Genomic DNA, 25,677 nt, shown 5'->3' with positions numbered 1-25,677 from the left:
TCGACCGACGCTTCTCGACAAGCTCGAAGCTGCTCGAACCGAACGGGATGGGGTAGGCTGCGAAGGTTACTCTGCCGCGAGCAGGCTGGTCGCGCCGCCCAGGTCGACCGATACCAGCCGGCTGACGCCGCGTTCGATCATCGTCACGCCGAACAGGCGATGCATGCGGCTCATCGTCGCGGCATTGTGGGTGACGATTAGGTAACGGGTGTCGGTGTCGGCGGCCATCCGGTCGAGCAGGTCGCAGAAGCGGTCGATATTGGCGTCGTCCAATGGCGCGTCGACTTCGTCGAGGACGCAGATTGGCGCGGGATTGGTCAGGAACAGCGCGAAGATCAGCGCGACGGCGGTCAGCGCCTGTTCACCCCCCGACAGCAGGGTCAGCGATTGCAGGCGCTTGCCCGGCGGCTGGGCGAGGATTTCGAGACCCGCCTCCAGCGGATCGTCCGAATCGATCAGCTCGAGTTGCGCCTGCCCGCCATCGAACAACGCGCCGAACAGGCGGCGGAAATGGGTGTCGACCGCCTCGAACGCCGCGAGCAGCCGCTGGCGGCCCTCGCGGTTGAGCGTCCCGATCGAACCGCGCAGCCGCTGCACGGCTTCGGCAAGGTCGGCACGCTCGGCCGCCGTTTCGCCCTGCGCCGCTTCGAGTTCGGCGAGTTCGGTCTCGGCGATCAAATTGACCGGGCCGATCCGGTCGCGGGTCGCGAGCAACCCGTCATGCGCTGCCGTCTCGGCCGCGGCGTCGCCGACCTCCGCCGCGACGAAGCCGATGCGCGGCAGCAGCGGCGGCGGACATTGGAAGCGCTCGCCCGACAGCCGGCCGAGTTCGAGACGGCGCTGCTCATGCCCCTCGGCCCGTGCCGCAGCGCCGGCGCGGGTTTCGCGGGCGGCGGCGATCGCTTCGGCGATGTCACCGGCGGCGCGTTCGGCGGCGCGTAGCCTAGCGTCGGCGGCCTGTTCGCCGGTCGCGGCCTCGGCGGCGGCGGTGCGCAATCGGGCGAAGTCCTGCTCGATCGCGACGAGTTCGGTGGCGAGTGCGGCGGGACGGTCGCGCAGCGCGTCGCGATCGGCGGCGATGGTCGCCATGCGGTCGTCGATCTCGGCGATGCGCCCGGCCGCGTCCGTCGCGCGGGCGTGCCACGATGCGATTTCGGCCTCCGCCGTGGCGGCTCGCGCACGATCGCGGACCAGGGCGGTATCCAGCGTCGACCGTGCTGCATGGGCGTCGGCGACACCGGAGCGGGCGGCATTGGCTTGCGCCAGCAAGGCGGCGACGCGGGCACCGGCGAGCGTGCGGTCGGGTAACGCGCGGACGGCGTCGGCGGCGCGATCGGTATCGGCGGCGGCTTCGGCCAGTTCGCCGCGCAGACGCTCCAGTCTTGCCGCGACGTCGTCGGCGCGCGCCTGTGCGCGTTCGATCGCGGCGACGGCGCGGTCTTCGGCACGTGCGGCCTCGCGGGCGGTAGTCTCGGCGCTGTCGAGCGTGCGCCGCGCGGTGGTCAACGTCGTTCGCGCTTCGGCGATGGCGGTATCGGCGGCGGACAATGCGGTGTCGGCAACGGCACGTCGATCGGCCAGTGCCGGGCGGCTCTCCCGCAGCGTACGCAGGCGATTGGTTCGGGCGAGGCGCTCGGCCGCCGCCGCTCCCGATCCAGCACGGCTGCGCAGCCCGTCCCAGCGGCGCAGCGCACCGTCGAGCGTCACCAGCCGCTGTCCGACCGCCAATGGCGTGCCGTCGTCGCGCTCGACGACCAGGATCTGCGCCAGTCGCCGGGCGAGGAGCGGGGCGGTGACATGCGCCGACAGGCGGCCGATGCCGACCGGTACCGCTGGCTGTTCGCCGGCAATCGCGTCGTCCCGCCAATAGCGATCGTCGGCGGGATCGGTGCCGGCGTCGAGATCGTCGCCCAACGCCGCCGCCAGCGCCGCTTCGAACCCCGGTTCGACTACGACCGAATCGATGATTCGCGCCCGCCCGGTCCGCCGTAGCGCGCGGTCGAGCGCGGCGATCTCGCTATCGATCGCGGCGAGTTCGGCGGCGGCGGCGGCGCGGTCGGACTGGGCGCGGCCGCGCGCTTCCTGGGCGGACCGGTCGGCGGCTTCGGCGGCGGCGATCGCCGCGCGGGCGGTGTCGGCATCGTTCAGCGCCGCCGCGCGGCGTTCGGCTGCCGCCGTACGTTCGGCGACGAGCGGCGCGACCGCCGATAACGCACCCTGTTCGGCGAGCAGCCGTGCCTCTTCCCGCCGAGCCCGGTCGAGCCGCGCGCGTGCGGCATCGTGGGCGGCGGTGGCGACGCGCGCCTCGGCCAGTTCGGCGGCCTGTGCGGCCAACGCCTCGGCATGGGCGGCGTCGGCACGGGCGGCAGCACGGGTCGCCGCGTCCAGTGCCGCATCGAGCAGCGGCAGGCGCGCGGTGGCGTCGGCCAGCGCGTCGGCAAGTTGCGCGCGTTCGGCGTCGAGCCGGGCGAGCGCGGTTTCGGCGTCACCGGCCAGCGCCGCTTCGCGCGCGCGATCTTCGGTCAGGCGTGCGGTCTGTGCGGTCAGGTCGGCCAGCCGCCGCGTCGCGGCATTGGCCTGCGCCTGTACCCGCTCGCGGGCATGGCCGACGTCGCTCAACTGCTGGCGCAGGCGTTCGGCATCGGCGCGGGCCGTCGCCAGCGCCTGGGTCGCCGCCGACAGGTCGCCGGCGGTCCGACCCTGCATCCCGGCGTGACTGGCGACCAGCGCCTCGGCGGTCTTGGCTTCGGTAGTGGCGGCTTCGGCCGCGGCGACCGCGTCGCGCCAGCGGGCATAGATTGCCCGCGCCTCCGCCACCCGGATCGCATCGGTCAGTTCGCGATACCGTGTCGCGACGCGCGCCTGCCGCCGGAGCGTCGCGGCGCGCGCATCCTGTTCCTGCACCATCTCGGCCAAGCGTTCGAGATTGGCCTCGGTGGCGCGGAGCTTGCCTTCGGCATCCTTGCGCCGGACGTGCAGCCCGGCGATGCCGGCGGCTTCCTCCAGCATCGCGCGGCGTTCGGCGGGGCGCGCGGCGATGACCGCGCCGATCCGGTTCTGGCTGACCAGCGCGGGCGAATGCGCGCCGGTCGCGGCATCGGCGAACAGCAGCGACACGTCCCTGGCGCGCACATCGCGACCGTTGATGCGATAGGCGGAACCGGCACCGCGCTCGATCCGGCGGACGATCTCGACCTCGTCGCCATTCGCGTCTTCGGCAAGGATCGCGACTTCGGCGAAATCGCGTTGGGGCCGCGTCGCGGTGCCGGCGAAGATGACGTCGTCCATTCCCGCGCCGCGCAGCGACTTGGCGCTGTTCTCGCCCATGGTCCAGCGCAACGCTTCGAGCAGGTTCGACTTGCCGCAGCCATTGGGGCCGACGACGCCGGTCAGCCCCGCCTCGATCACCAGATCGGCAGGGTCGACGAAGCTTTTGAACCCGCTCAGCCGCAGCCGCCGGAGCGTCAGCCCCGGCGCGGGAGGAAGGGCCGCGTCATCCGGCGCGGCCATGGGGTCAGGCGCCGGCCGCCTTCAGCGCCGCTTCGACCTGCGGCCACGACAGCGCATTCTCGGCCTTCTCGCCGTTGATCAGGAAGGTCGGGGTGCCGGTGACGACCGCGCCGCCCTCTTCGGTGATCTTGACCACCTGTTGCAGCAGATTCTGGTCGGCAAGGCACTGGCGGGCCTTGGCCTCGGGCACGCCGCGCTGCTTGACGAAGTCGACATAGCCCGCCGCATCGGCCCATGCCGAGACCGCCTGGAGCGGCGGGATCGACTGGAGCCGGGCCTGTTCGGCCTGCGGCAGCGCCTGCATCCGGTCGAGCGTCGCGGCCTGGTCCTGATACATCGCCTCGAGCAGCGGGAAGAAGGTGGCGGTGCCGTTGCAGCGGCCCAGCACGGCTGCGGCGAGGTCGGGTGCGCCATGGATCGCGAAATCGCGGAATTCGAAGCTGACCTTGCCGGTCGAGACATAGTTGTTGATGAGCGGCTCGTTGCCTTCGCGGCCGAACGCACCGCAGGTCGGGCAGGTGCGCGAGCCATATTCGACCAGCTTCACCGCTGCATCGGGGTTGCCGATGCGATAGCCGCCCTCGGGCGTGACCGCGACCATGTCGGTCCATTTCTGCCCGGCAGGCGCGGCGACATTGGCGACCGGTGCGGCGGCGCTGCCATTGCCGCCGGCGTCACCGCCGCCGCCACAGGCCGACAGCGAAGCGAGCGCGATCAGGGGAAGTGCGAAACGCATGGGCGATACTCTCTTGGCGACAGGGGTTATTTGGCGGCGAGCAGCAGCGGCTTGAGCGTCGCCCAGTCATGGACGTCGGCCTTCTGCCCGTTGATCTCGAAACTGGGCGTGCCCGCGACCCCGGCGGCCTGCGCCGCTTCGGCGATGGCGATGACGCGCTTCTGCGCCGCTTCGTCGTTCAGGCAGGCGGTGATCTGCGCATCGGCGAGGCCGTGCCCGCGCATCAGCGTGCGCAGCCCGGTGGCATCGGCCAGTTGCAGCAGGCGGATCGCGATCGTCGCGGTGCGGGTCTGGGCAGCGGGCGTCGTGGCAAAGGTATCGGCCCGGTCGAGCATGTCCTTTTGCTGCGCCATGATCGCGTCGTGCGCGGCGAGGAAGCGGTTCGGCCCGCCGCAGCGCACGAGGATCGCGGCGGCGAGGTCGAGCGCGTCGCGCGGCAGCGTGCGATATTCGACCCGCACCCGGCCCGACTTCAGCATGGCGGGCAGCTCGGCCTTCGCCTCCGTGGCGAAGACGGCGCAGTGCGGGCAGGTATAGCTGACCCACTCGACCAGCTGCACCCGCGCCGTCGGGTTGCCGACGGCGATGCCGCCGTTCGGCAGGAAGGCGACGTTGTTCGCCCAATTACGCGACACTTTGGCGCGTGCCGGTGCCTGTGCCTGTGCCTTGGCAGGCGGCAGGCCGAACAGCGCGAGCAGGAACGAACAGACGAGGAGGAGGATACGCATCAGCGGACCTTGCCGAGGATGGGGATGGCGGGGGGCGGCGGGGCGGCGACGGCCCCGGCCAGCGCGGCGAGCACTTCGCGCAGTTCGGGGTCGGCGATGTCGCGGATCGATTCGCCCATATCGGCCGGTACCGGCGGCGGATCGCGCCGCACCGGCACCGCGCGGCGCGGGCGGACCTCGCCATGGCGGAACTGCAGCCGGGCGACGGCGGGATAGCCGAAGAAGCGGTTCACCCGCTCGACGATCTCGGGCGCGATATGCTGCATCATCGTGCCATGCGCGCCCGACACGATCAGCGTCAGCGTACCGTCGGCGCGCTTGCCCGGCGGGAAGCGGATCGATTCGGGCGCGGACACGCGGGCGAAGCGTTCGCCGACGATCTCGCCCCAGCGGCTGACCACCGCCGACTGGACGAAACCGAATTTACGGAACGCCGCGCCACCGATTTCGGGCAGCAATTCGGCCACTGCGCGCGCACCGCCGCGGCGGCGGGGTTCGGGAATCGTCGCATGGGGGCGGGGACGCGTCGTCATTGTCGCCACCCCATGCCATAGAGCCGGCGTGGACGCCAAGCATCTCTCTGTCGCCGAACGATTGCTCGACTGGTACGACCGGCATCATCGCAGCCTGCCATGGCGCAGCCCGCCCGGCACGCCGCCGCCCGATCCGTATCGCGTGTGGCTGTCGGAGGTGATGCTGCAACAGACGCAGGTGGCGAGCGTACGCCCCTATTTCGAAGTATGGACCGCGCGCTGGCCGTCGTTCGCGGCGCTGGCGGCGGCGGACGATGCCGATGTCATGGCGGCATGGGCGGGGCTCGGCTATTATGCGCGGGCGCGCAATCTGCTGGCCTGTGCGCGGGCGGTGGCGGCGCTGGGGGCGCTGCCCGACAGCGAAGCGTCCTTACGCGCGCTGCCGGGGATCGGCGACTATACCGCCGCCGCGATCGCCGCGATCGCCTTTGGCCGGCGGGCGGTGGTGGTCGATGCCAATGTCGAGCGAGTCGTGGCGCGGCTGTTCGCGATTTCGCAGGCGCTGCCCGGCGCCCGTCCGGCGATCCGCGCGGCGACCGACACGATCACCCCCGACGACCGCGCCGGCGATTTCGCGCAGGCGATGATGGATCTGGGGTCGACCGTCTGCACGGTACGCAATCCACGCTGCCTGCTGTGTCCGTTGCGCGCGGATTGCGCGGCATTCGCGGCAGGTACGCCCGAAGCCTTTCCGGTCAAGGCGGCGAAGAAGGCCAAGCCGCAACGTTTCGGCACGCTGTTCTGGGCGGAGCGGGACGGGCGGGTGCTGCTGGTGCGGCGACCCGACAAGGGGTTGCTGGGCGGCATGCGCGCGCTGCCGACCGGGCCATGGGCCGATAGCGATCCGGGGCCGGAGGGCGCGCCGTTCGCCGCCGACTGGCGCGCCATCGGACTGGTTCGCCACGGCTTTACCCATTTCGATCTTGCCTGCACCATCATGGTGGCGGATGCAGGCGACGCCGTCGCGCAGGGCGAATGGTGGCCGGTGGCGGCAATCGCCGATGCCGGGCTGCCGACGCTGTTCGCGCGGGCGATACCGGTGGTGGAGGGAATGCGATGACGATCGGACGTTGGACGCACGGATCGATGGCGCTGGCGGTGCTGCTGGCGCAACCGGTGGCCGCCTTCGCGCAGGCCGCGCCGCCCCGCGCGCCGGCCGCCGCCGCCACCCGGACGCTGCCCGCGACCGAGGCGATGGTCCGGCGCTATGTCGCGGCCAACAAGGTGCCGGGCATGGTCGTGGTCGTGGGCGGTCCAGACTGGACCAGCGCCCATGCCGCCGGGCGGACCGCCACCGATGCCGGCGCGCCAGCCGCCACCGTTGACACGCTATGGCGCGTCTATTCGATGACCAAGCCGATCACCGGCATGGCGGCGATGATGCTGGTCGAGGACGGCAAGCTGAAGCTCGACCAGCCGATCAGCGACTTCATCCCGGCGTTCAAGTCGATGAAGGTGCTGACCGATCCCGACAACAGCCTTGCCAGCCGCCCGGCGACGAAGCCGATCACGGTCCGCAACCTGCTGACCCATACCGCCGGCCTTGGCTATACCATCGTCACCAAGGGGCCGTTGCTCAAGGAATATGAGCGGCTGGGCATCATCCCCGCCGCGGTCAATGCCCAAGCCGAGGCGGCGATGGCGCCGGTCCGCCCGAAATCGCTGGAGGAATTCGCCAACCGCGTCGCGACGCTGCCGCTGATCGCCGAACCGGGGACGAAATGGAGCTATTCGATCGGACTCGACGTGCTCGCCCGCGTGGTTGAGGTCGCGAGCGGGATGTCGTTCGAGCAATTCCTGCAAAGCCGGATGTTCGGTCCGCTCGGCATGACGTCGACCTATTGGCAGGTGCCCGAAAGCCAGAAGGCGCGGCTGGCGACCAACTATGCCTGGGCCGGGGACAATCTGCTGCCGATCGATCCGGCGGCGACCTCGGTCTGGTTGCAGCGGCCGAGCTTTCCCTATGGCGGCGCGGGGCTCGCCATGTCGGCGCGCGATTACGACCGGTTCCTGCACATGCTCCAGAATGGCGGGACACTCGACGGCAAACGGGTGATGAAGGCGGAGACGGTCGCGCTCGCCATGTCGAACCTGCTGCCCGCCGGCGTTACCTTCGGTGGGGTCGACGGCGCGACCGGGGGACAGGCGGGGCCGAAAATGGGCTTCGGTGCAGGCGGTTCGGTCTATCTGGAAACGCTGCCAGGGCGGCCGGGTAAGGGCACCTATGGCTGGGGCGGTGCGGCGGGGACCGTCGCGTTCGTCGATCCGGTGCGGCAGGTGCGCGGAACGGTGATGGTCAATTATTTCCCGGCCGACCGCTTTCCGCTGCGCGACGATCTGGTGAAGGCGCTGGCGAGCGACCTGACGTTCGTCGCGCAATGATCGGCTTTACCGGGGCGCCGCTCGAACGTGTCGATCACGAACGCGACGATCCGGCCGCCTTCGCACGGGCGCTGGCACATCCGGGTGCGCGGCTGCTGGTGCTGCACGGCCTCGAACCGCCGGTCGTGGACGATCGGCTCGCGCTAGTGCCGATGGACCCGGCGCGCGGCGATGCGCTGTTGCTCGGCAATCTCGACGGGGCGCCGCTGTTCGCGACCGGGGACGGGGTGGCGACGGCACCGGCGATGCGGTCGCCGACGCTGATGAGCGCGCTGGCCGCCATGCCGGCGGGCGAGGCGGCGCTGTACGGCATCGCCCGCAGCCTGATCGACTGGCATGTCCGGCACGGCTTCTGTGCCAATTGCGGGCAGGGCACCGCGGTGTCGCGCGCCGGCTGGGCCCGGTCCTGCGGCAACTGTACCGCGCAGCATTTTCCGCGGACCGATCCGGTGGTCATCATGGCGGTGGAACATGGCGACCGGGTGCTGCTGGGGCGGCAGCCGACCTGGCCGCCGGGGCGCTATTCGACGCTCGCCGGCTTCGTCGAGGTCGGCGAATCGATCGAGGAGGCGGTGGCGCGCGAGGTGTTCGAGGAAGCAGGTGTGCGCGTCGGCGCCGTACGCTATGTCGCCAGCCAGCCCTGGCCGTTCCCGTCGCAACTGATGATCGGCTGTGTCGCAGTCGCCGACGACGACCGGTTGCAGGTCGATACCGACGAGCTGGAGGATGCGTTGTGGGCGACGCGCGACGAGGTGCGCGCGGCACTGGCCGGCGAGGGCGGCCGGTTCGTCGCGCCGCCGGCCTATGCGATCGCGCACCATCTGCTGGCAGTCTGGGCGGCGGGCGAGGGCTGAACCGCGCCCGCTGGCACCCGCGGGCGACCGATCACCGGCATAGCGGCCGTCCGCCCATGTCGAAATGGAAGTGGTTGGCGTGCGCGGCGTTATAGTCGGGGCCGAGCGTGGTGACGAAGCGCTTGCACGCCGATCGGTGGACGATGCGCAGGAAGTCGCGGACCTGCGGGTCGGGGCTGTTCCAGTCGCGCTCGATCGAGATGCGCCGCCCGTCGGTCAGCACGAAGCTGCCGATATCGACCGCATTGGCGAGGCCGTGTTCGGACACCCGCCCCGCCGCACGGCTGCCCCCGCCGACGATCCCGCGACAGACATAGGTGCCATAGCTGTCGATCCGGGTCACGTCGCTGCCTAGCAGCTGCCGCGCCGCCGGGCGCACCCCGTGGCGGACCCAGCCGACCAGCGCGCGCGCCGCCGGACAGCGGATCGCCTTCAGCCCATTCACCGGCGTGCCGATGTCGAGCAACTGCACCGCCCCCAGCACGACGCAGCCCGACCCGTAATCGCGGTCGGGGAGCGGGCTGAAACGGACCTCGGCGCGCGACAGGTCGGCGAAACATTGCTGGGTGTCGCGCGGCGTCTGCCCCTGCAACGTCACCGGTCCCGAAGCGCGCGGTGCGATCGGCCGCGTCGGCGGCGGCGGGGCGGGTTCGCGACGGTCGCCGCCGATACAGGCGGACAGCAACAATATTGGCAGTAGCGCGGTGTAACGGGGAAAGGCCATTCCCATCTTGGTTCCACGTCGCCGCGGCCACGACAAGCCGCGATGCGATCGGCCGTGCTGCCCTGTCGTGAACCGGATCAGCCGGTAACCGTTGTCACGAAAAGATTGATTACCGGTCGGTTTTTTGAATATGTACGACTTTTGGATGTCCGGCCGCCGGATATCCGCTTCTTCATCCGGTAACGGACCGCCTTGCAAAGGAATGCAGCGTGACCATCGTCGTCCGAACCCTGTCCGATCGCGTGTTCGAGATCGTCCGCGAACGAATCGTCAGCGGTGCGCTGCCCGAAACCTTTCCGATCCGTCAGGACGCGCTGGCCAGCGAATTGGGCGTCAGCAAGATTCCGCTGCGTGAGGCGCTGGCCCGGCTGGAACAGGAAGGGCTGGTCGCCGGACAGGCCAATCGCGGCTATACCGTGCGGCCGATGTCGGCGTTGCAGGCCGAGGAAATCTACGAACTTCGCCTGTCGATCGAACCGGGCGCGGCCGCCTATGCCGCGATCCATGCCGACGAACAGCGGCGTACGGCGGCGATCGATGCGTTCGAGCGGCTCGACGGCGCGCCGGCGCGCGATCTGCTGGAGGCGGCGGCACGCAATCGCGCCTTCCACGCCGCGCTGGTGGCGGCGAACGGGCGCGACCTGACCATCGAACTGGTGCAGCGGCTGTCGGTGCTGGCCGAACGCTATGTCGTCGCCCATCTGCGCCCGGCCGGACGCGGCGACCGTGCCTATGTCGAGCACCGCGCGCTGCTCGATGCATGGCTGGCGCGCGACGGGGTAGCGGTGCGCGACATGCTGACCCGCCATCTCGAAGCGACGATCGAGGATCTGCGCACTCAGTTCGCCGCGGCGGTCGCCTGACGCACGCGGCTGGGGTAGAAGGCGGCATGATCCGGCTGCTCCTGACCCTGACCGCTCTCGCGCTGACGGCCGCCCCGGCATCGGCGCGCGACATCCTGTTCATCGGCAACAGCTTCACCTTCGGCGCAGGATCGCCGGTCGAGCGCTATCGCCCCGACAGCGTCACCGACCTGAACGGCGAGAAGATCGGCGGCGTGCCCGCGCTGTTCCGCACCTTCGCCGAACAGGCCGGGCTGGACTGGACCGTCTCGCTCGAAACCTCGCCCGGCAAGGACCTTGCCTATCACTATGCCAACCGGCGCGCGGCGATCGACCGGCGCTGGGACGTGGTGATCCTGCAAGGCTATTCGACGCTCGATGCCCGGCATCCCGGCGACGCCACGCGGCACGGTGAGGCGGCGGGCAGGCTCGCCGCGCTGTTCCGTGCGCGCAACCCCAAGGCGCGGATCGAACTGGTCGAGACCTGGTCGCGCGCCGATCTGACCTATCGCCCCGGCAGCCGCTGGTCGGGCAAGCCGATCGCGGCGATGGCGAACGATCTGGCCGCCGCCAACCGACAGGTGGCGCGGACGGTACCGGGCATCGCCGGCACCATCCCGGTCGGCAGCGCGTGGAACGACGCGATCGCCACCGGCATCGCCGACGCCGACCCCTATGACGGCATCGATCCGGGCAAGGTCGGGCTATGGGCCGACGATCATTATCATGGCAGCACCGCCGGCTATTATCTGGAGGCGCTGACCATCTTCGGACGGGTTACCGGCTATGATGTCCGCCGGCTCGGCCCCGATGAGCGCGCCGCCCGCGACCTCGGCCTGACCCCGGCGGTCGCCAAGGCGTTGCAGCGCGTCGCGTGGAAGGCGCTGCGGCAGCGGTGACGCGCTGGTTGTTCCTCGCGCTGCTGCTGGGGGGATGCGGGGGCGGCGATGCCGACCGCGCCGGACGGTTGCGCGCGGCCGGAGCGAACGCCGACCTCACGACGCTGCTCGCCCATGCGAATGTCGATGCCGGCCGCCGCGCCTTTGGCCAGTGCGCCGCTTGCCACACCATCGGCGCGGGGCGGCAGGCGCTGGCCGGCCCCAATCTGCACGGCATTATCGGCCGCGCGGTCGCGAGCGATCCGCGCTTCGGCTATACCCAGGCACTGAAGGACCATGGCGGCCGCTGGGACGCCGCTCGCATGGACGCATGGCTCGCCGCGCCGTCGCGGGTGGTGCCGGGCACGCGCATGGCCTTTGCCGGCGTCCGCGATCCGATGGAGCGCGCCGACCTGATCGCCTATCTCCAGTCGGAGAGCCGCTGACTACAACTGGTGCCCGGTCCGGTCGCGCTTCGTCGCCAGATAGCGTTCGTTATGCGGATTGGGCGGCAGGTGGTGCGGCACGCGCTCGACGACGGTGATCCCCGTCGCCTCCAGCCCTGCGACCTTCGCCGGATTGTTGGTCAGCAACCGGATGTGCCGCTGCCCCAGCAGCGTCAGCATCCGCCCCGCCACTCCGAAGTCGCGCGCATCGATCGCAAAGCCCAGCCGGGTATTGGCGTCGACCGTGTCGAACCCCTGATCCTGCAGCGCATAGGCGCGCAGCTTGTTCACCAGTCCGATGCCGCGCCCCTCCTGCCGCAGATACAGCAGAATGCCCCAGTTCGCGTCGGCAATGGCATGGATCGCGGCGTGCAGCTGTGGCCCGCAATCGCATTTCAGGCTGCCGAGCACGTCCCCGGTCAGGCATTCGCTGTGGAGCCGGACCAGCGGCGGGCGACCATCGGGCCGACCGATGACCAAAGCGACATGCTCGCCCGCAGCATCGGGGGTGCGGAACGCGACGATCTCGCTGTCCTCGGCCCCCGCCACCGGTAGTCGCGCGCGGGTGACGATCGCCAGTCGATTGGCGTCCTCATGTGCGTCGATCGCCGCCGGGGTGATCGTCAGCTCTGCCCCCGTCCCGCCGGTCACGAAAGCGGGCAACAGCCCCGCCACCCGGGCCAGGCGGAGCGCCGCGCCAGCGGCAACGGGCGCCGCCAACTCGACACTGCGAAACGGCCCCTTCATCGGCGTGGCGAGGTCGAGCTGCGGATCGGCCAGCGCGGTCGCGGCGGCGAAGTCGGTCCACGCCTCGCGCCGGATCGCCACCGGGTGATCGGGCTGGGCGGCGGCGCGCTGGTTGACGATGCGCAGCGTCTCGGCCCGGCCGAACGACAACAGGATCTGGCCGCTGCCGTCGGGGTCGAAGCGCGCCAGCCGTTCGGGATCGGCGGTCTCGATCGGCAGCAGCGTCAGCGCCGGCTCGCCCGGCGCGTGAATCGCGATCGGCCAGCCGCGGCGCAGCGCGTCGATCGCGCGCGCGACATCGCGGATCTCGCTCAAAATGCGAACTCGGTGACGATCGGGATATGGTCGCTGGGTTTCAGCCAGCTGCGGCAGGGTTCGTGGACGCGGTGGGAGACCGCCTTGGCCGCGACGTCGCGGCTGGCCCACATATGGTCGAGCCGCCGCCCGCGATCCGACGCCGCCCAATCCTTCGCGCGGTAGCTCCACCAGGTATAGAGCCGCTGCGGCGCGGGGATGAAATGGCGGCCCAGATCGACCCAGTCGTTCGCCGCCTGCAACCGCGCCAGCGTTTCCACTTCGATCGGCGTATGGCTGACCACGTCGAGCAGCTGCTTGTGGCTCCACACATCGCTTTCCAGTGGCGCGACGTTGAAATCGCCGACCAGCAGCGTCGGGATGCCCGACAGCCCCTTCGACCAGTCGATCATGCGTTCGAGGAAATCGAGCTTCTGCCCGAATTTCGGGTTCACCTCGCGGTCGGGCACGTCGCCGCCGGCGGGGATATAGACATTCTCGATGCGCAAACCATTGGCCAGCCGCACGCCCAGATGCCGCGCCTCGCCATTGGCCTGCCAGTCGAGCCGATCGTCCTCCGCCAGCGGCACTTTCGAGATCACCGCGACACCGTGGTGCATCCGCTGCCCGTTGATCGCGATATGGGTATAGCCCAGCCGCCGGAGCGGATCGTGCGGGAAGTCGCGATTCTCGACCTTGGTTTCCTGAAGGCAGAGCACATCGGGCTGCGCCTCGCGCAGGAATTGCTCGACGATGTCCATGCGGAACCGGACCGAGTTGATGTTCCACGAAGCGACCGAAAGCGTGTCCATGGGAAGCCTGTATCGTCGGAAAAGCGCCGGCGCCAGACATGGAAAGGCCCCCGCTCCGGGGGCATGGAGCGAGGGCCGACCTGGCGTTCGTTACGCAGGCGGGCGCTGGAGACCCGGGCAACAGGGGGGAAAATCCCGGACGCGCTCCAACACCGCGAAAACAGCCTTAGGGCCCGGAACCTGTCGCCAAGATGAACGCATTCCGTAATTTTGTAAAAAAGCCGGACGGATGCGATTCTCGGCGGGCGGTCAGCGGCGGGTCCGGCGCGGTTCGTTGAACCGGAATGCGTTGTCGGCGACCGGCACGTTGAACCGCTGGTTGGTCAGGCGCACCGTCGTGCGGTTCGCCTGCGCATCCAGCGCGACCCAGCCCTGCAGCATCAACCCGGCGGGGGCCGAGGGCTGACGCGCGAACACCATCGTGATCCGGCCATATTCGGGGCGCTTGGGATCATACGCCTCGACGCTGACGATGCGCGGATCGTTCGACGGCACGACGCGCGCATATTTCGACGCATCGCGTTCGGGGTTCAGCAGGATGCCGAGCGGCGAATTGCCGATCGGCCAGCGCTGTTTCTGTCCAACTTGGTAATCGAGGAAGTAGAGCGACTTGCCATCCGACACGAGCAGGATCGGCACGCCCTTCTGATATTGGAAGCGGATCTTGCCCGGCTTCTTCAGCGTCAATTGCCCGGTCAGCACCCGGCCGTTGCGGTCGGTCTGGCTGAAATCGGCGGTCATCGTCTGCGTCGCCGACAAATGCCGCTGGACCGATGCCAGGTCGTTCTGCGGTGCCTGCGCATGGAGCGCGACGGGGGCGGCAAGGGCGACGGCGAGGGCGAGCGGGCGGATGGTCAGTCTCCGTTTCATGGGGCCGGGATAGGATCGGCGCATTGAACGCGGCGTGAACCCGGTGGGTTGCGCCGCGTATCATGCCGAGCCCGCGCGCCGGTTACAGCCGGTGCTCGCCCTTCACCCAGCGCACCGTGCCCGAGCTGGCGCGCATCACGACGCTCTCGGTGGTCATCTTGCCCTTCAGCCGTTTGACCCCTTCGAGCAGCGATCCGTCGGTGACGCCGGTCGCGGCGAAGATGCAGTCGCCGCGCGCCAGTTCGGTCAGGTCATACTGTTTGTCGAGGTCGGTGACGCCCCACTTTGCGGCGCGCGCGCGCTCGTCGTCGTTGCGGAACAGCAGTCGGCCCTTGAACTGCCCGCCGACGCAGCGCAGCGCCGCGGCCGCCAGCACGCCCTCCGGCGCGCCGCCCGAACCCATATACAGGTCGATGGTGGTGTCGGGGTCGCTGGTGGCGATCACGCCCGCCACGTCGCCGTCGCCGATCAGCATCACCCCGCACCCGACCGCGCGCAATTCGGCGATCAGCGCTTCGTGGCGTGGGCGGTTGAGGACACAGACGATGATGTCGCGTGGGTCGACACCCTTGGCCGCGGCGACCGCCGTCACATTCTCGGTCGGCGACTTGTCGAGGTCGATGATGCCGTCGGGATAGCCCGGCCCGCAGGCGATCTTGTCCATATACACGTCAGGCGCGTTCAGCAGGCCGCCCTTCTCGGCGATCGCCAGCACCGCGAGGCTGTTCGGTCCGGCGGTGGCGCAGATCGTCGTGCCCTCCAGCGGATCGAGCGCGATGTCGATTTCGGGGCCGGTGCCGGTGCCGACCTTCTCACCGATATACAGCATCGGCGCCTCGTCGCGCTCGCCTTCGCCGATCACCACGGTGCCGTGCATGTCGAGTTCGTTGAGCGCGGCGCGCATCGCTTCGACGGCAGCGGCGTCGGCAGCCTTTTCGTCACCCCGCCCGACCAGCGTCGACGCGGCGATCGCCGCCGCTTCGGTGACGCGCACCATTTCGAGGACGAGGACGCGGTCGAGGGTGTTGCTGACAGGCTGCATTGGACGAAGCTCCTAACCGTTAAACGGGTTAAACGAGCGATAGGCGAGCGAGGCTTGCCGGGCAAGCCGCGTCGTTCGATAAGCGGGGAAGGGGCGTTCGCGAAAGGCACAGGCATGACGGCGTGGATCGCGTTGCTGGCGTTGGTGCAGGACGAGTGGCGGGCGGCGGCGATGATCGCGCGGGCGCGCAGCCTCACCCAGGTCGCGCAAGCCTGTCGCGTCGACGCCGATCCCGACGAAATCCTCGTCTGCGCGGCCCGCAATGCCGACCGGTTCCGCGTCCCGCTGACGACGGCGCCGGCCGATGGCGATCCACGTGCCGTCGATGCGCTGGGCGAGCGCGAACGGTTGCTGGCGGTGCCGCAGCCATCGTGCGGCACCGCGGCGTTCTTGCAAGGGTGCGGCTTCGTCGGTGTAACCGCGTCGACCCGGCGCGGCGGCAGCATCGGCGCGCCGCGGCCGTTAGCAAAATAGGCAACTATCGCGGCAATACCGGGTTGGGATATCGAGCTTTTTGGGGGAGCAAGCCCATGTCGATGACGCTGTTGTTCGCGCTGGTCCTGCAATCGGCGCCGGTCGTGACGAAGCTGAACGTCGCCGAACCGGTCGACTGTGTCGCCACACCACGCGCGCTGGGCTGTCCCGAACGGCGCAGCGAGCGCTATCGGCTGGGCGACGACGACGAACCTGCGTTCGATCGCAAGGCCGATGGATTGAAGCAGGACGGGCGGCAATGCGGACTGCTCGGCTCGCAGCAATATTGCACGCGCAAGCCGCGCACGATCCTGTCGGCGCCGACCAACTGAACGGACGGGGCGGCACGGCGCCGCCCCGCGCGCCTTATGCTTCGGCTAGTTCGGCCTGCGCATTGACCTTGTGTTCGGCCATCGACGTCAGCTTCTCGTCGGTCGCGCGTTCCTCGGCCAGCGTCTCGGACAGCAGCGCCGCGCAGTCCTCGCGACCCAGTTGCTTGGCCCATGCGATCAGCGTGCCGTAGCGGGTCATCTCGTAATGCTCGACCGCCTGCGCCGACGCGATCAGGGCGGCGTCGAGCACCTTTTTGTCGGCGATGTCGCCTGCGACCTCGTTGGCTTCCTTGATGATGCCGTCGATCGCCGGACAGGTCACCGCCTTCTTGGAAGCGCCATGCAGTTCGAAAACCTGCTCGAGACGGCGAATCTGCCCCTCGGTTTCGGCGAGATGGCGTTCGAACCCGGCCTTCAGTTCGGGATCGGTCGCCTTTTCGATCATCTTGGGCAGCGCCTTGGTGATTTGGTTTTCGGCGTAGTAGATGTCCTGAAGCTGGTGGACGAACAAGTCGTCGAGCGTCGCGATATCCTTTGAAAACAGGCCCATGACGGTTTCCTTCGCTGCGGGTGATGCCTCCTCAACGATGCCGGCCGGCCGGGGTTGCGTCACCCGCCGCGACAGGCGAGCAGTTCAACGACGTCCTCCAGCCGCGCGGCGTCGCCCAGCGCGATCACCTCACCGATGCTGCCGGCATGGAGTGGATCGCCCGACCAGTCGCTCATCGTACCGCCCGCGCCCTCGACGACGGGCACGAGGGCGGCGAAATCGTGCAGCTTCAACCCGGCCTCGACCACCACGTCGATATGGCCCGACGCGAGCGTGCCATAGGAATAGCAGTCGCCGCCAAGCACCGTCGAGCGCACCTTCGCCTCGACATGTTCGAAGCCGTGCAACTGTCCGTCGTCGAACAGCGCGGGACTCGTCGTCGCCAGCAGCGCGTCGGCAAGGTCGCGGCAGCGGCGGGTCCGTGCCGGCTGGCCGTTGAAGGTCGTGCCGCGCCCGACCGCACCGATCCAGCGTTCGCCGATGATCGGCTGGTCGATCACGCCCAGCACCGGCCAGCCATCCTCGACCAGCGCGATCAGCGTGCCGAAGATCGGCCGCCCGGCGATGAACGACCGGGTGCCATCGATCGGATCGAGCACCCAGACCCGCCCGCTGGTCCCCTCCGACACGCCATATTCCTCGCCATGGATGCCGTCCGACGGCCGCTCGCGTTCGATCAGCGTGCGCATCGCCGCCTCCGCTTCGCGATCGGCGAGGGTGACGGGGGACGCGTCGTCCTTGATTTCGAGGCCATAGTTGCTGCGGAAACGCGGGCGGATCGCGGCACCGGCGGCATCGGCCAGTTGCGCGGCAAGGGTCAGGTCGGCGGCGGTGACGGGCATGATGGGCCTTTGCATTGCGAACCGCCAGATAGGCGGTCGAGCGGGCAAAGCGCAAACGCTGCTCGCGGTTGTCGCAAATGACTGGCACAGACGGCGCATGATCGCACTCGCCCTGCTGCTCGCCGCCCCGCAAACCCTGCGAATCGTCGCCGAACCGCCGGCATCGGCGAGCGCGGCGGACGCCGGGGTGCAGGTATTCGCGCTGAACGAAGGCAGCGAGCCGGTCGAGGCCGTACCGACCGAAATGACGATCGTTGCCGCCGATGGTGCGCGGCTGCGGATCGTACCGGTGGAAACGACGGCCGCGACCGTTGCACCCGGCGGTTTTCGCGCCCTGCGCTACCGCCTCGCCCCTGCCATGGTCGCTGACGTTGCACCACAGGCGTCCGGCGAGACAGTGGTCGCGACGGCAGCGGGCACCAAATCAGGCTTTCTCGACCGGTTCGAACCGCATGAACCAATCTACGGCGCGTTCGGTCTCGGATCGGACGGCGCCAAGCTGCAGTTCAGCCTTGCCGTCCGGCCGTTCGAGGGCGCCGGACTGCTCGACGGCGTGCGCGTGGCGTGGACGCAGACGATGTTCTGGGCGATCGACCAGTCGTCCGGCCCGTTCCGTAGCACCAATTACAGCCCCGAAGTCTATTATCAGCGGGTGCTGACCGACGATCTGGTCGGTGCGGTCGGCTATGCCCATGATTCGAACGGGCGCGATGCCGGGTCGATCGACGTCAACCGCCTGTTCGCCACCGCCAGCTATGCCCTGCCGATCGGCGATGGCTGGCAGGTCGAGGCGACGCCGAAGCTGTGGACCTATGTCGGCACCGGCTACCGCGATCTAGACCGCTATTGGGGCAACTGGTCGCTGGGCGCGGCGATCGGACAGGCCGACGGGTTGCGGATCGCCGCCACCCTGCGCAATCCGCTGGGCAGCAGGCGGGCCAGCGAATTGTTCGCATCCTATCCGCTGACCCGGATCGGCGGCGGCACCGCATTGTACGTTTTCGGACAGGCATTCAGCGGTTACGGCGAGGCGATCGACGACTATCGTCTGCGCAGTTCCAGCGCGCGGCTTGGCATCGCCTTCACGCGTTAGCATAACCGATTCAAGCCCTGTCCGACCAAGGAACCCGCCCGATGCGTATCGCCCTGCTCGCCGCCGCCCTGACCCTGCCCTTCGCCGCGCCGCTGTCGGCAGCGCTCGCCCCCGGCGCCAAGGCCCCCGATTTCACCACCAAGGCGGCGATCGCGGGCAAGGCGTTCACGCTCAACCTGCGCTCGCAGCTGCGCAAGGGGCCGGTCGTCCTCTATTTCTTCCCGGCGGCGTTCACCGGCGGCTGCAATGCCGAGGCGAAGGCGTTCGCCGACTCGGTCGACCAGTTCAAGGCGGCGGGCGCGACCGTGATCGGCATGTCGGCCGACCCGATCGACAAGTTGCAGGCGTTTTCGAACGAACATTGCGCCGGCCGCTTCGCCGTCGCCAGCGCCGGTCCGCGCGTGATCCAGGGCTTCGACGTCGCACTCAACCGCCCGGCCGGCGCCGATGGCAAGGCGCGGACCATGACCACGCGCACCAGCTATGTCATTGGTCGCGATGGCCGGATCGCCTTCGTCCATTCGGACATGAACCCGGCCGACCATGTCCGTACCACGCTGGCGGCGGTGCGCGGCCTCGCCGCCCCGCGCTGAGCGGGCCGTGCCGCGGATCGTTAATCGTGCATAGATCGTAAATCGCGGCGCAACCCGATCTTAGCACTCGCGGCATAGTCCTTACGCTCACGGTTTCGCGGGGGCGGAGGGAAGACGCGGTGTATTTGGAAAGATTCGGTAGCGGGGCCCCGACCGGCAACGGTCTGGTTCGTGCGATCATCGCTTTCCTCGAAGACCAGCGCCTCGAACCGACCCCAGTCAACTATACCTTCGCCTATCGCGTGATGAGCGACCCGGCGGGCGAACTGGCGCGCGAAGTCGCACGGCGGACCGATGGCGGGTTCCGGTTGAGCGGCAGCGAAGTCGAGGAACTGGGCAACGCCATCGAAGCCGCCGCGCGCGGGCGCATCGGCCCGGCACCGGCGGCCGAGGCGTCCGCCGCGCCGCACGAACCGGATCCGCGCACGGTCGAGACGCAGCGGTTGGTCGCCGGGTTCGAATCGGCGGTCACGGCCATGCATGACGAGACCCGCAATTTCGGACGCGACCTTGCCGCAAGTGCCGATGCACTGGACGCTGTGCCGTGTATCGACGTCGCCGCGGCGATCACCGATCTGGCCCGGATCACCGCGACGATGCGCGCGCGGGTCGAGATCGCCGAGGCGCGGCTGGCGCAGGCGAAACGCGAGGCGAGCGAGCTGCGCGAGGAACTGGCCGCTGCGCATGAGGATGCGCGGCGCGACCCGCTGACCGAACTGCCCAACCGCCGCGCCTTCGAAGCGGCGCTAGCGGACGCGCGCGGCGACCTGCGCCATGTTGCATTGTGCGACGTCGATCATTTCAAATCGATCAACGACCGTTATGGCCATCCGGTCGGCGACCGGGTGCTGAAGGCGATCGCGGCGACGCTGACGCGCGAATGCGACGGGCATCTGGTCGCACGCTATGGCGGCGAGGAATTCGCCGTGCTGCTGAGCGGCATCGATACGGCGAGTGCCGGGGCGCTGCTCGAACGTGCCCGGCGCGCGGTCGGGGCCCGGCGCTACCGGTTGCGCGAAACCGATACGGTGATCGACGGTATCACCCTGTCGGCCGGGCTGGTGACGCTGCGGTCGGGTGAGACGGTCACACAGGGCGTCGCGCGGGCGGATCGCCTGCTCTATGCGGCGAAGCGTGGCGGAAGAAACCAAATGATTGGCGAAACGCACTAACTGCTGGTGGAGATTTCGCCAATATCGCTGCGGCATCAGATTAAATTATTGTAAAACAGTGGGTTAAAAGACTGGCACGACCCCTGCAAAGCTCTTGGCATCGCCGGCGAGATGGTTCGCACGGCCAGACAGGGAGTAGTTACCATGACCCGCCTCGACCTTCGCCAGCAGTTCGCCGCCGCCTTCGCCGCGTTCTTCGTCTCCGCCGTCCTGCTGTCGGCCGCAGCACCGGTGGTGCCGATCGCCTGAGCTATCGGATAAGGGCGCGGCCGACCGCCTCCGCGACCTTGATGCCATCGACCGCCGCCGACAGGATGCCGCCGGCATAGCCGGCCCCTTCACCGGCGGGGAACAGGTTGGCGGTGTTGACGCTCTGGAAATCGTCGCCGCGGGTGATCCGCACCGGCGACGATGTCCGGGTCTCTACCCCGGTCATCACTGCATCGGGATGGTCATAACCGGGAATCGTCCGTCCGAATGCGACCAGCGCCTCGCGCATTGCCGCCACCACGAAATCGGGCAGGCATTCGGCCAGGTCGGTCAGGTGGACGCCTGGGCGGTAGGATGGGATGACGCTGCGCAAGGCCGCCGAGGGGCGGCCGGCAAGGAAGTCGCCGAGCAGCTGCGCTGGGGCGCGATATTCGCCGCCGCCGGCCACGAAGGCGCGTTCTTCCCAATGGCGTTGCAGCGCGATGCCGGCAAGCGGATGGCCGGGATAGTCGCGCGCCGGATCGATGCCGACGACGATGCCGGAATTGGCATTGCGTTCGTTGCGCGAATATTGGCTCATGCCGTTGGTCGCGACCCGGCCCGGTTCGGAGGTCGCCGCGACCACGGTCCCGCCCGGACACATGCAGAAGCTGTAGACGGTGCGCTGGTTGGTGCAATGGTGCGACAGCGTATAGGCCGCTGCGCCGAGATCGGGATGGCCAGCGCACGCCCCGAACCGCGCCTGATCGATCCAGCTTTGCGGGTGTTCGATCCGCACCCCGATCGAGAACGGCTTGGCTTCGAGGAACACGCCACGATCGTACAGCATGTGGAAGGTGTCGCGCGCGCTGTGCCCCAGCGCCAGCACGACCGGACCATCGGCGGCCAGCGTCTCGCCGGTCGACAGCTTCAGCGCCGACAGCCGGCGCGTGCCGTTGGCGCGTTCCTCCAGCTCGATATCGTCGACGCGGTGCGAGAAGCGATATTCGCCGCCCAGTTCCTCGACGCTTGCGCGCATCGATTCGACCATCTGTACGAGGCGGAAGGTGCCGATGTGCGGATGCGCCTCGGTCAAGATTTCCTCAGGCGCCCCCGCCGTCACGAATTCGGTCAGCACCTTTCGGCCAAGATGGCGCGGGTCCTTGATCTGGCTCCACAACTTGCCGTCGGAAAAGGTGCCCGCACCCCCTTCGCCGAACTGCACGTTCGATTCGGGGTTCAGTTCGCTGCGCCGCCACAGGCCCCAGGTATCCTGCGTCCGCTGGCGCACGACCTTGCCGCGTTCGAGGATGATCGGGCGGAATCCCATCTGCGCAAGGATCAGGCCGGCAAACAGCCCGCACGGCCCCGCGCCGACGACGATCGGGCGGGGACCGGCATAGTCGGCAGGGGCCTTCACGACGAAGCGATAGCCGGTATCGGGCGTCGGCCCGACATTGCGATCGCGGCGGGTGCGCGTCAGCACCTGCGCCTCGTTGCGCACGGTCACGTCGACCGAATAGACGAGCTGGATATCGCCCTTGTCGCGCGCGTCATGCGCCCGGCGCGCGATCGTGTAGCGGACCAGATCGCGCGGGGTGATGCGCAGCCGGTCACGGATCGCGGCGGTCAGTGCCTCCTCGGGATGGTTCAGGGGCAGTTTGAGTTCGGTGATGCGAAGCATCCGGCCATCTACAGCCTGTCGGCGCGACGGGAAAGCGTCGCGATTGTCCCCGCGGCGCGATGGCGATAGGCCGGGGCCATGATGGCATTGCTTCGAACCCTGTTGTCGTTGCTGCTGCTGGCGACGGCGATTCCGGCACTAGCACAGGGCGCCGGCGACGTCGCTGCCAGGCTGGACGGTGCGGCCAGCGAATTGGGGCTGGTCGACGGCGCGCTCGACACCCGGCTGGAACAGAGCGACCGGGCGGCGCTCCGCGCACGGGCGCAGGTGGTGCGGACGACGACGCTCGACGCCGCGCAGCAACTGACCGTCGATCTGGCGCAGATCGATGCGCGGCTGGCGCAACTGGGACCTGCGGCGTCGGGCGAGGACGCGGCGATTGCCAGCGAACGCACCCAGCTCGCCCGGCAGCGGACGACGATCGATTCGGCGACGAAGCGCGCGCGGTTGTTGTCGGTGGAGGCCCAGCAGCTTATCGATGAGATTCAAGAGGGGCAGGCCGCCGAGATCAGCCAGAAATGGTTCGGTCGCGGCGCTTCGCCGCTGACGCCGGCCTTCTGGAGCGCGATCCTGCGCGCCATGCCGCGCGACGCGCACCGGATCGAGCGCTTCGTCGCCGCCGAGGTCCGTACCGTCGCCACCGCCGCGGCGGGGCGGATATGGCCGGCGCTGCTCGGCCTCGCCCTCGCCATCCTGTTGCTCGGACCCGCGCGTCTGGCGGCGGGGCGGGCCGGGCAGCGGCTGCTGATCGACGGCGCGCCGGGGCGGCGGGTGCGACGGTCGGCCAATGCGCTGGGCCGGGTGCTGGTGGGCACGCTCGCCCCGCTGCTCGCCGCCGCCGCCGTGCTAGCCGGCGCGCGCTGGGCGGGGCTGGTCGCGCCGACATGGAGCGCGATGCTCGACCAGTGGCTGGTGGCGATCGGCTTCACCGCCTTTACCAGTTCGGTCCTGGGCGCGGTGCTGATGCGCGGCAGCCCCAGCTGGCGGATCGCGCCGATCGGCGATGCACTAGCGGCGCGGCTGCGTCCCTATTCGTTCCTGCTGGCGTTACTGGCCGGCTTCGCGATCGCGATCGATGCCGCGCACGCCGCAATCGGCACCAGCGCCGCCGCCCGCACCGCGACCGCCGCGTTGCTGGCGCTGGCGCATATCCTGCTGATCGCGGCGGCACTGTTCGCGATCGGCCGGTTGCGGGCCGAGGCGAGCGCGGGCGAAGGCGCGAATGCACCGGCGCGCACCGGATTCGCCGCGATCGCGCTGTTCGCGTGGGGGATTGCCGGCGTCGCGCTGCTGGCACTGGCGGCAGGCTATATCGGGTTCGGCCTGTCGGTCGGGCAGCTGGCGGCGTGGACGCTGGTGCTCGGCGCGGCGGTCTATCTCGCGCTGGCAGCGATCGACGACGTCGCGACGACGGTGTTCGAACGGTCGAGCCCATTGGGCCTTGCCGTGACGCGCGGCCTGGGCCTGCGCGGCGGGACGGTCGACCAGTTCGGGGTATTGCTGTCGGGGGTGCTGCGCGTGGTGCTGGCGGTGCTGGCGCTGGCGCTGTGGCTGTTGCCGTTCGGGGGCAGCGGCGTCGCCGACATCTTTACCCGGCTGGGCGATCTGGCGCGCGGCATCGAGGTCGGCGGGGTGACGATCTCCCCGGGCGCGATCCTGCGATCGGTGGTGGTGCTGGCGATCGGCCTCACGCTGGTGCGCGGCTTCATGCGCTGGCTGGAGGGGCGGTATCTGCCCGCCACCGAGCTGGACGGCAGCGGGCGCAATTCGGTCAGCCTCGTCGCGCGCTATGTCGGCATTGCGCTGGCGGTGATCTGGGCGCTGGCGTCGCTCGGCATCGGGGTCGAACGGATCGCGCTGCTGCTGTCCGCGCTGTCGGTCGGCATCGGTTTCGGCCTGCAGGCGATCACCCAGAATTTCGTGTCGGGCCTGATCCTGCTCGCCGAACGGCCGATCAAGATCGGCGATCTGATCCGCGTCGGCACCGATGAAGGCGATGTGAAGCGGATCAGCGTGCGATCGACCGAGATCGAGCTGGCCGATCATTCGACGTTGATCGTTCCCAATTCCGAACTCATCACCAAATCGGTGCTGAACAAGACGCTGGCGAGCCCGCTGGGGCGCATCCAGGTGCAGTTTTCGGTACCGCTCGGCACCGATGCGGCACAGGTCCGCGATCTGGTGCTGGGCGCATTTGCGCGCGAGGAGGCTGTACTTGCCGACCCGGCACCCTCCGCTTTCATCGATGCGATCGCCGATGGCAGGATCGCGTTCAACTGCTTCGCGCATGTCGCGTCGCCGCGCGCGGCCTATAGTGCGCGCAGCAACATCCTGCTCGACCTGCTCACCCGCTTTCGTGCCGACGGGATCGAGATGGGGACCGTACCGCAGCGGCTGGAGCTGGTGACCACGCCCGGCGATCCGGTTCCGCCCTTGCCAGCCACGTCGGACGGGGGCACGGCGCGGCCATGATCCTGCACAGCCACGAGCATCACGACCTGCCCTGCCGCGATGGCGGGGTGATGCGGACCCATGTCTTTCGCCCGGTGGCGGAGGGGCGCTATCCCGGCGTGGTCCTCTATTCCGAAATCTATCAGGTGACCGCGCCGATCCGGCGGCTGGCGGCGTTCATCGCCGGTCATGGCTATGTCGTGGCGGTGCCCGAGGTCTATCATGAGTATGAGGCGCCGGGGACGGTGCTCGCCTATGACAAGCCGGGTACCGATCGCGGCAACGACTTGAAATTCACCAAGCCGGTGGCTGGGTTCGATGCCGACGCGACGCTGGTGATCGACTGGTTGATGGCGCATCCGGCCTGTTCGGGGCGGATCGGGGTGGTAGGTGTGTGTCTGGGCGGGCATCTCGCCTATCGCGCGGCGCTCGATCTGCGCGTGCTGGCGGCGGCGTGTTTCTATCCGACCGATATTCATTCGGCGACGCTGGGCGAAGGGCGCTGCGACGACAGTCTGGCGCGGATCGGCGAGATCGGGGCGGAGATGCTGTTCGTGTGGGGGCGGCAGGACCCGCATGTGCCCTATGCCGGGCGGCAGGCGATCCGCGACGCGCTGCAGGCGGCGGGGACGGTGTATGAATGGCATGAGGTGAATGCGCAGCACGCGTTTCTGCGTGACGAGGGGCCGAGGTACGATCCGGCGTTGTTCGTGATTGCGACGGGGTGGATGCTAGGGTTGTTTGCGCGGGTTCTGGGCGGGCGCATTTTGTGATTAACTAACCCACCTATCCGTTTGCTTCGAGCGCAGGTTCGAGCCTGTCGAGAACCGTAGTCGAGAAGGGGGTGCCACAAACGACCGCGTTCTCGACGGACGCTTCTCGACAAGCTCGAAGCTGCT

General features: G+C 69.2%; 25 protein-coding genes. 13 read left to right on the top strand and 12 right to left on the bottom strand.

Annotated elements, in window-relative coordinates:
• Positions 1 to 66: 66 nt before the first annotated feature.
• Genes ACTHQV_RS03370 through ACTHQV_RS03355 form a run of 4 tightly spaced genes read right to left on the bottom strand, consistent with a single transcriptional unit; the run spans position 67 to position 5,507 of the window.
• Positions 67 to 3,468 (bottom strand): chromosome segregation SMC family protein, encoded by a 3,402-nt coding sequence (locus ACTHQV_RS03370; protein WP_440488867.1) that lies wholly within the window; start codon positions 3,466 to 3,468, stop codon positions 67 to 69.
• Between the two features lie 46 nt (positions 3,469 to 3,514).
• Positions 3,515 to 4,246 carry a thioredoxin domain-containing protein gene (locus ACTHQV_RS03365; RefSeq protein WP_242118646.1) on the bottom strand — a complete coding sequence of 244 codons (732 nt, stop codon included), beginning with the start codon at positions 4,244 to 4,246 and terminating at the stop codon, positions 3,515 to 3,517.
• A gap of 26 nt (positions 4,247 to 4,272) precedes the next feature.
• The gene (locus tag ACTHQV_RS03360) at positions 4,273 to 4,974 is read right to left on the bottom strand and encodes a thioredoxin domain-containing protein (protein ID WP_440488377.1); all 702 of its coding nucleotides are present in this window, start codon (positions 4,972 to 4,974) and stop codon (positions 4,273 to 4,275) included.
• Positions 4,974 to 5,507, bottom strand: coding sequence for a DUF721 domain-containing protein (locus ACTHQV_RS03355; protein WP_440488376.1), 534 nt, complete (start codon positions 5,505 to 5,507; stop codon positions 4,974 to 4,976). The genes ACTHQV_RS03360 and ACTHQV_RS03355 overlap by 1 nt, the downstream gene beginning before the upstream one ends.
• A gap of 28 nt (positions 5,508 to 5,535) precedes the next feature.
• Here ACTHQV_RS03355 and ACTHQV_RS03350 point away from each other — a divergent pair, with 28 nt between their 5' ends.
• Genes ACTHQV_RS03350 through nudC form a run of 3 tightly spaced genes read left to right on the top strand, consistent with a single transcriptional unit; the run spans position 5,536 to position 8,743 of the window.
• On the top strand, positions 5,536 to 6,567 hold the full coding sequence (locus ACTHQV_RS03350; protein WP_440488375.1) for an A/G-specific adenine glycosylase: 1,032 nt from the start codon (positions 5,536 to 5,538) through the stop codon (positions 6,565 to 6,567).
• Complete coding sequence (locus ACTHQV_RS03345; RefSeq protein WP_440488374.1) at positions 6,564 to 7,889, top strand: serine hydrolase domain-containing protein; 1,326 nt, start codon at positions 6,564 to 6,566, stop codon at positions 7,887 to 7,889. The genes ACTHQV_RS03350 and ACTHQV_RS03345 overlap by 4 nt, the downstream gene beginning before the upstream one ends.
• The gene (gene nudC / locus ACTHQV_RS03340; protein WP_440488373.1) at positions 7,886 to 8,743 is read left to right on the top strand and encodes an NAD(+) diphosphatase; all 858 of its coding nucleotides are present in this window, start codon (positions 7,886 to 7,888) and stop codon (positions 8,741 to 8,743) included. The genes ACTHQV_RS03345 and nudC overlap by 4 nt, the downstream gene beginning before the upstream one ends.
• A 31-nt stretch (positions 8,744 to 8,774) precedes the next feature.
• On the opposite strand, the gene ACTHQV_RS03335 is transcribed toward nudC, so the two are convergent.
• Positions 8,775 to 9,467 carry an extensin family protein gene (locus ACTHQV_RS03335; protein WP_440488372.1) on the bottom strand — a complete coding sequence of 231 codons (693 nt, stop codon included), beginning with the start codon at positions 9,465 to 9,467 and terminating at the stop codon, positions 8,775 to 8,777.
• 209 nt (positions 9,468 to 9,676) lie between these two features.
• Here ACTHQV_RS03335 and ACTHQV_RS03330 point away from each other — a divergent pair, with 209 nt between their 5' ends.
• The 3 genes from ACTHQV_RS03330 to ACTHQV_RS03320 are packed head-to-tail and all read left to right on the top strand — an operon-like array spanning position 9,677 to position 11,633.
• On the top strand, positions 9,677 to 10,330 hold the full coding sequence (locus ACTHQV_RS03330; protein ID WP_440488371.1) for a GntR family transcriptional regulator: 654 nt from the start codon (positions 9,677 to 9,679) through the stop codon (positions 10,328 to 10,330).
• A gap of 26 nt (positions 10,331 to 10,356) precedes the next feature.
• Positions 10,357 to 11,208: a DUF4886 domain-containing protein gene (locus ACTHQV_RS03325; RefSeq protein WP_440488370.1), complete on the top strand. Its 852-nt coding sequence runs from the start codon at positions 10,357 to 10,359 to the stop codon at positions 11,206 to 11,208.
• Positions 11,205 to 11,633: a c-type cytochrome gene (locus ACTHQV_RS03320; RefSeq protein WP_440488369.1), complete on the top strand. Its 429-nt coding sequence runs from the start codon at positions 11,205 to 11,207 to the stop codon at positions 11,631 to 11,633. The genes ACTHQV_RS03325 and ACTHQV_RS03320 overlap by 4 nt, the downstream gene beginning before the upstream one ends.
• On the opposite strand, the gene ribA is transcribed toward ACTHQV_RS03320, so the two are convergent.
• From ribA to glpX, 4 genes are all read right to left on the bottom strand, one after another.
• Positions 11,634 to 12,695: a GTP cyclohydrolase II gene (ribA, locus tag ACTHQV_RS03315; RefSeq protein ID WP_440488368.1), complete on the bottom strand. Its 1,062-nt coding sequence runs from the start codon at positions 12,693 to 12,695 to the stop codon at positions 11,634 to 11,636.
• Positions 12,692 to 13,486 carry an exodeoxyribonuclease III gene (locus ACTHQV_RS03310; RefSeq protein ID WP_440488367.1) on the bottom strand — a complete coding sequence of 265 codons (795 nt, stop codon included), beginning with the start codon at positions 13,484 to 13,486 and terminating at the stop codon, positions 12,692 to 12,694. Before ACTHQV_RS03310 ends, ribA begins: the two co-directional genes overlap by 4 nt.
• A gap of 249 nt (positions 13,487 to 13,735) precedes the next feature.
• Positions 13,736 to 14,356 carry a LolA family protein gene (locus ACTHQV_RS03305; RefSeq protein ID WP_440488366.1) on the bottom strand — a complete coding sequence of 207 codons (621 nt, stop codon included), beginning with the start codon at positions 14,354 to 14,356 and terminating at the stop codon, positions 13,736 to 13,738.
• A gap of 82 nt (positions 14,357 to 14,438) precedes the next feature.
• On the bottom strand, positions 14,439 to 15,398 hold the full coding sequence (gene glpX / locus ACTHQV_RS03300; protein ID WP_440488365.1) for a class II fructose-bisphosphatase: 960 nt from the start codon (positions 15,396 to 15,398) through the stop codon (positions 14,439 to 14,441).
• Between the two features lie 114 nt (positions 15,399 to 15,512).
• Here glpX and ACTHQV_RS03295 point away from each other — a divergent pair, with 114 nt between their 5' ends.
• Both ACTHQV_RS03295 and ACTHQV_RS03290 read left to right on the top strand, forming a co-directional pair.
• Positions 15,513 to 15,872 (top strand): hypothetical protein, encoded by a 360-nt coding sequence (locus ACTHQV_RS03295; protein ID WP_440488364.1) that lies wholly within the window; start codon positions 15,513 to 15,515, stop codon positions 15,870 to 15,872.
• Between the two features lie 56 nt (positions 15,873 to 15,928).
• A complete protein-coding gene (locus tag ACTHQV_RS03290; protein WP_440488363.1) occupies positions 15,929 to 16,204 on the top strand; it encodes a hypothetical protein in 276 nt (91 codons plus the stop codon).
• Between the two features lie 34 nt (positions 16,205 to 16,238).
• Here ACTHQV_RS03290 and ACTHQV_RS03285 read toward each other — a convergent pair whose 3' ends face one another.
• The gene (locus tag ACTHQV_RS03285; protein WP_440488362.1) at positions 16,239 to 16,754 is read right to left on the bottom strand and encodes a YciE/YciF ferroxidase family protein; all 516 of its coding nucleotides are present in this window, start codon (positions 16,752 to 16,754) and stop codon (positions 16,239 to 16,241) included.
• Positions 16,755 to 16,813: 59 nt separating this feature from the next.
• Entirely contained in the window at positions 16,814 to 17,596 is a 783-nt protein-coding gene (gene hisN / locus ACTHQV_RS03280; protein WP_440488361.1) for a histidinol-phosphatase, read from the bottom strand.
• Between the two features lie 97 nt (positions 17,597 to 17,693).
• On the opposite strand from hisN, the gene ACTHQV_RS03275 reads away from it, so the two are divergent.
• From ACTHQV_RS03275 to ACTHQV_RS03265, 3 genes are all read left to right on the top strand, one after another.
• Positions 17,694 to 18,689: a phospholipase A gene (locus ACTHQV_RS03275; RefSeq protein WP_440488360.1), complete on the top strand. Its 996-nt coding sequence runs from the start codon at positions 17,694 to 17,696 to the stop codon at positions 18,687 to 18,689.
• A gap of 41 nt (positions 18,690 to 18,730) precedes the next feature.
• Positions 18,731 to 19,282 (top strand): peroxiredoxin, encoded by a 552-nt coding sequence (locus tag ACTHQV_RS03270; protein ID WP_440488359.1) that lies wholly within the window; start codon positions 18,731 to 18,733, stop codon positions 19,280 to 19,282.
• A 119-nt stretch (positions 19,283 to 19,401) separates the two neighbouring features.
• Positions 19,402 to 20,454, top strand: coding sequence for a GGDEF domain-containing protein (locus tag ACTHQV_RS03265; RefSeq protein WP_440488358.1), 1,053 nt, complete (start codon positions 19,402 to 19,404; stop codon positions 20,452 to 20,454).
• A gap of 250 nt (positions 20,455 to 20,704) precedes the next feature.
• Here the strand turns inward: ACTHQV_RS03265 and ACTHQV_RS03260 are convergent, their stop codons facing one another.
• Positions 20,705 to 22,327: an NAD(P)/FAD-dependent oxidoreductase gene (locus tag ACTHQV_RS03260; RefSeq protein ID WP_440488357.1), complete on the bottom strand. Its 1,623-nt coding sequence runs from the start codon at positions 22,325 to 22,327 to the stop codon at positions 20,705 to 20,707.
• Positions 22,328 to 22,405: 78 nt separating this feature from the next.
• Here ACTHQV_RS03260 and ACTHQV_RS03255 point away from each other — a divergent pair, with 78 nt between their 5' ends.
• Both ACTHQV_RS03255 and ACTHQV_RS03250 read left to right on the top strand, forming a co-directional pair.
• Entirely contained in the window at positions 22,406 to 24,799 is a 2,394-nt protein-coding gene (locus ACTHQV_RS03255; RefSeq protein ID WP_440488356.1) for a DUF3772 domain-containing protein, read from the top strand.
• Positions 24,796 to 25,551: a dienelactone hydrolase family protein gene (locus ACTHQV_RS03250; protein ID WP_440488355.1), complete on the top strand. Its 756-nt coding sequence runs from the start codon at positions 24,796 to 24,798 to the stop codon at positions 25,549 to 25,551. Before ACTHQV_RS03255 ends, ACTHQV_RS03250 begins: the two co-directional genes overlap by 4 nt.
• The last annotated feature ends 126 nt before the right edge of the window (positions 25,552 to 25,677 follow it).

The sequence above is a fragment of the Sphingomonas sp. SAFR-052 genome, assembly GCF_051965015.1.
Classification (GTDB): Bacteria; Pseudomonadota; Alphaproteobacteria; order Sphingomonadales; family Sphingomonadaceae; genus Sphingomonas.
Note: the sequence above shows the minus strand (reverse complement) of the source record. Positions and strands in the feature narration are given on the sequence as shown.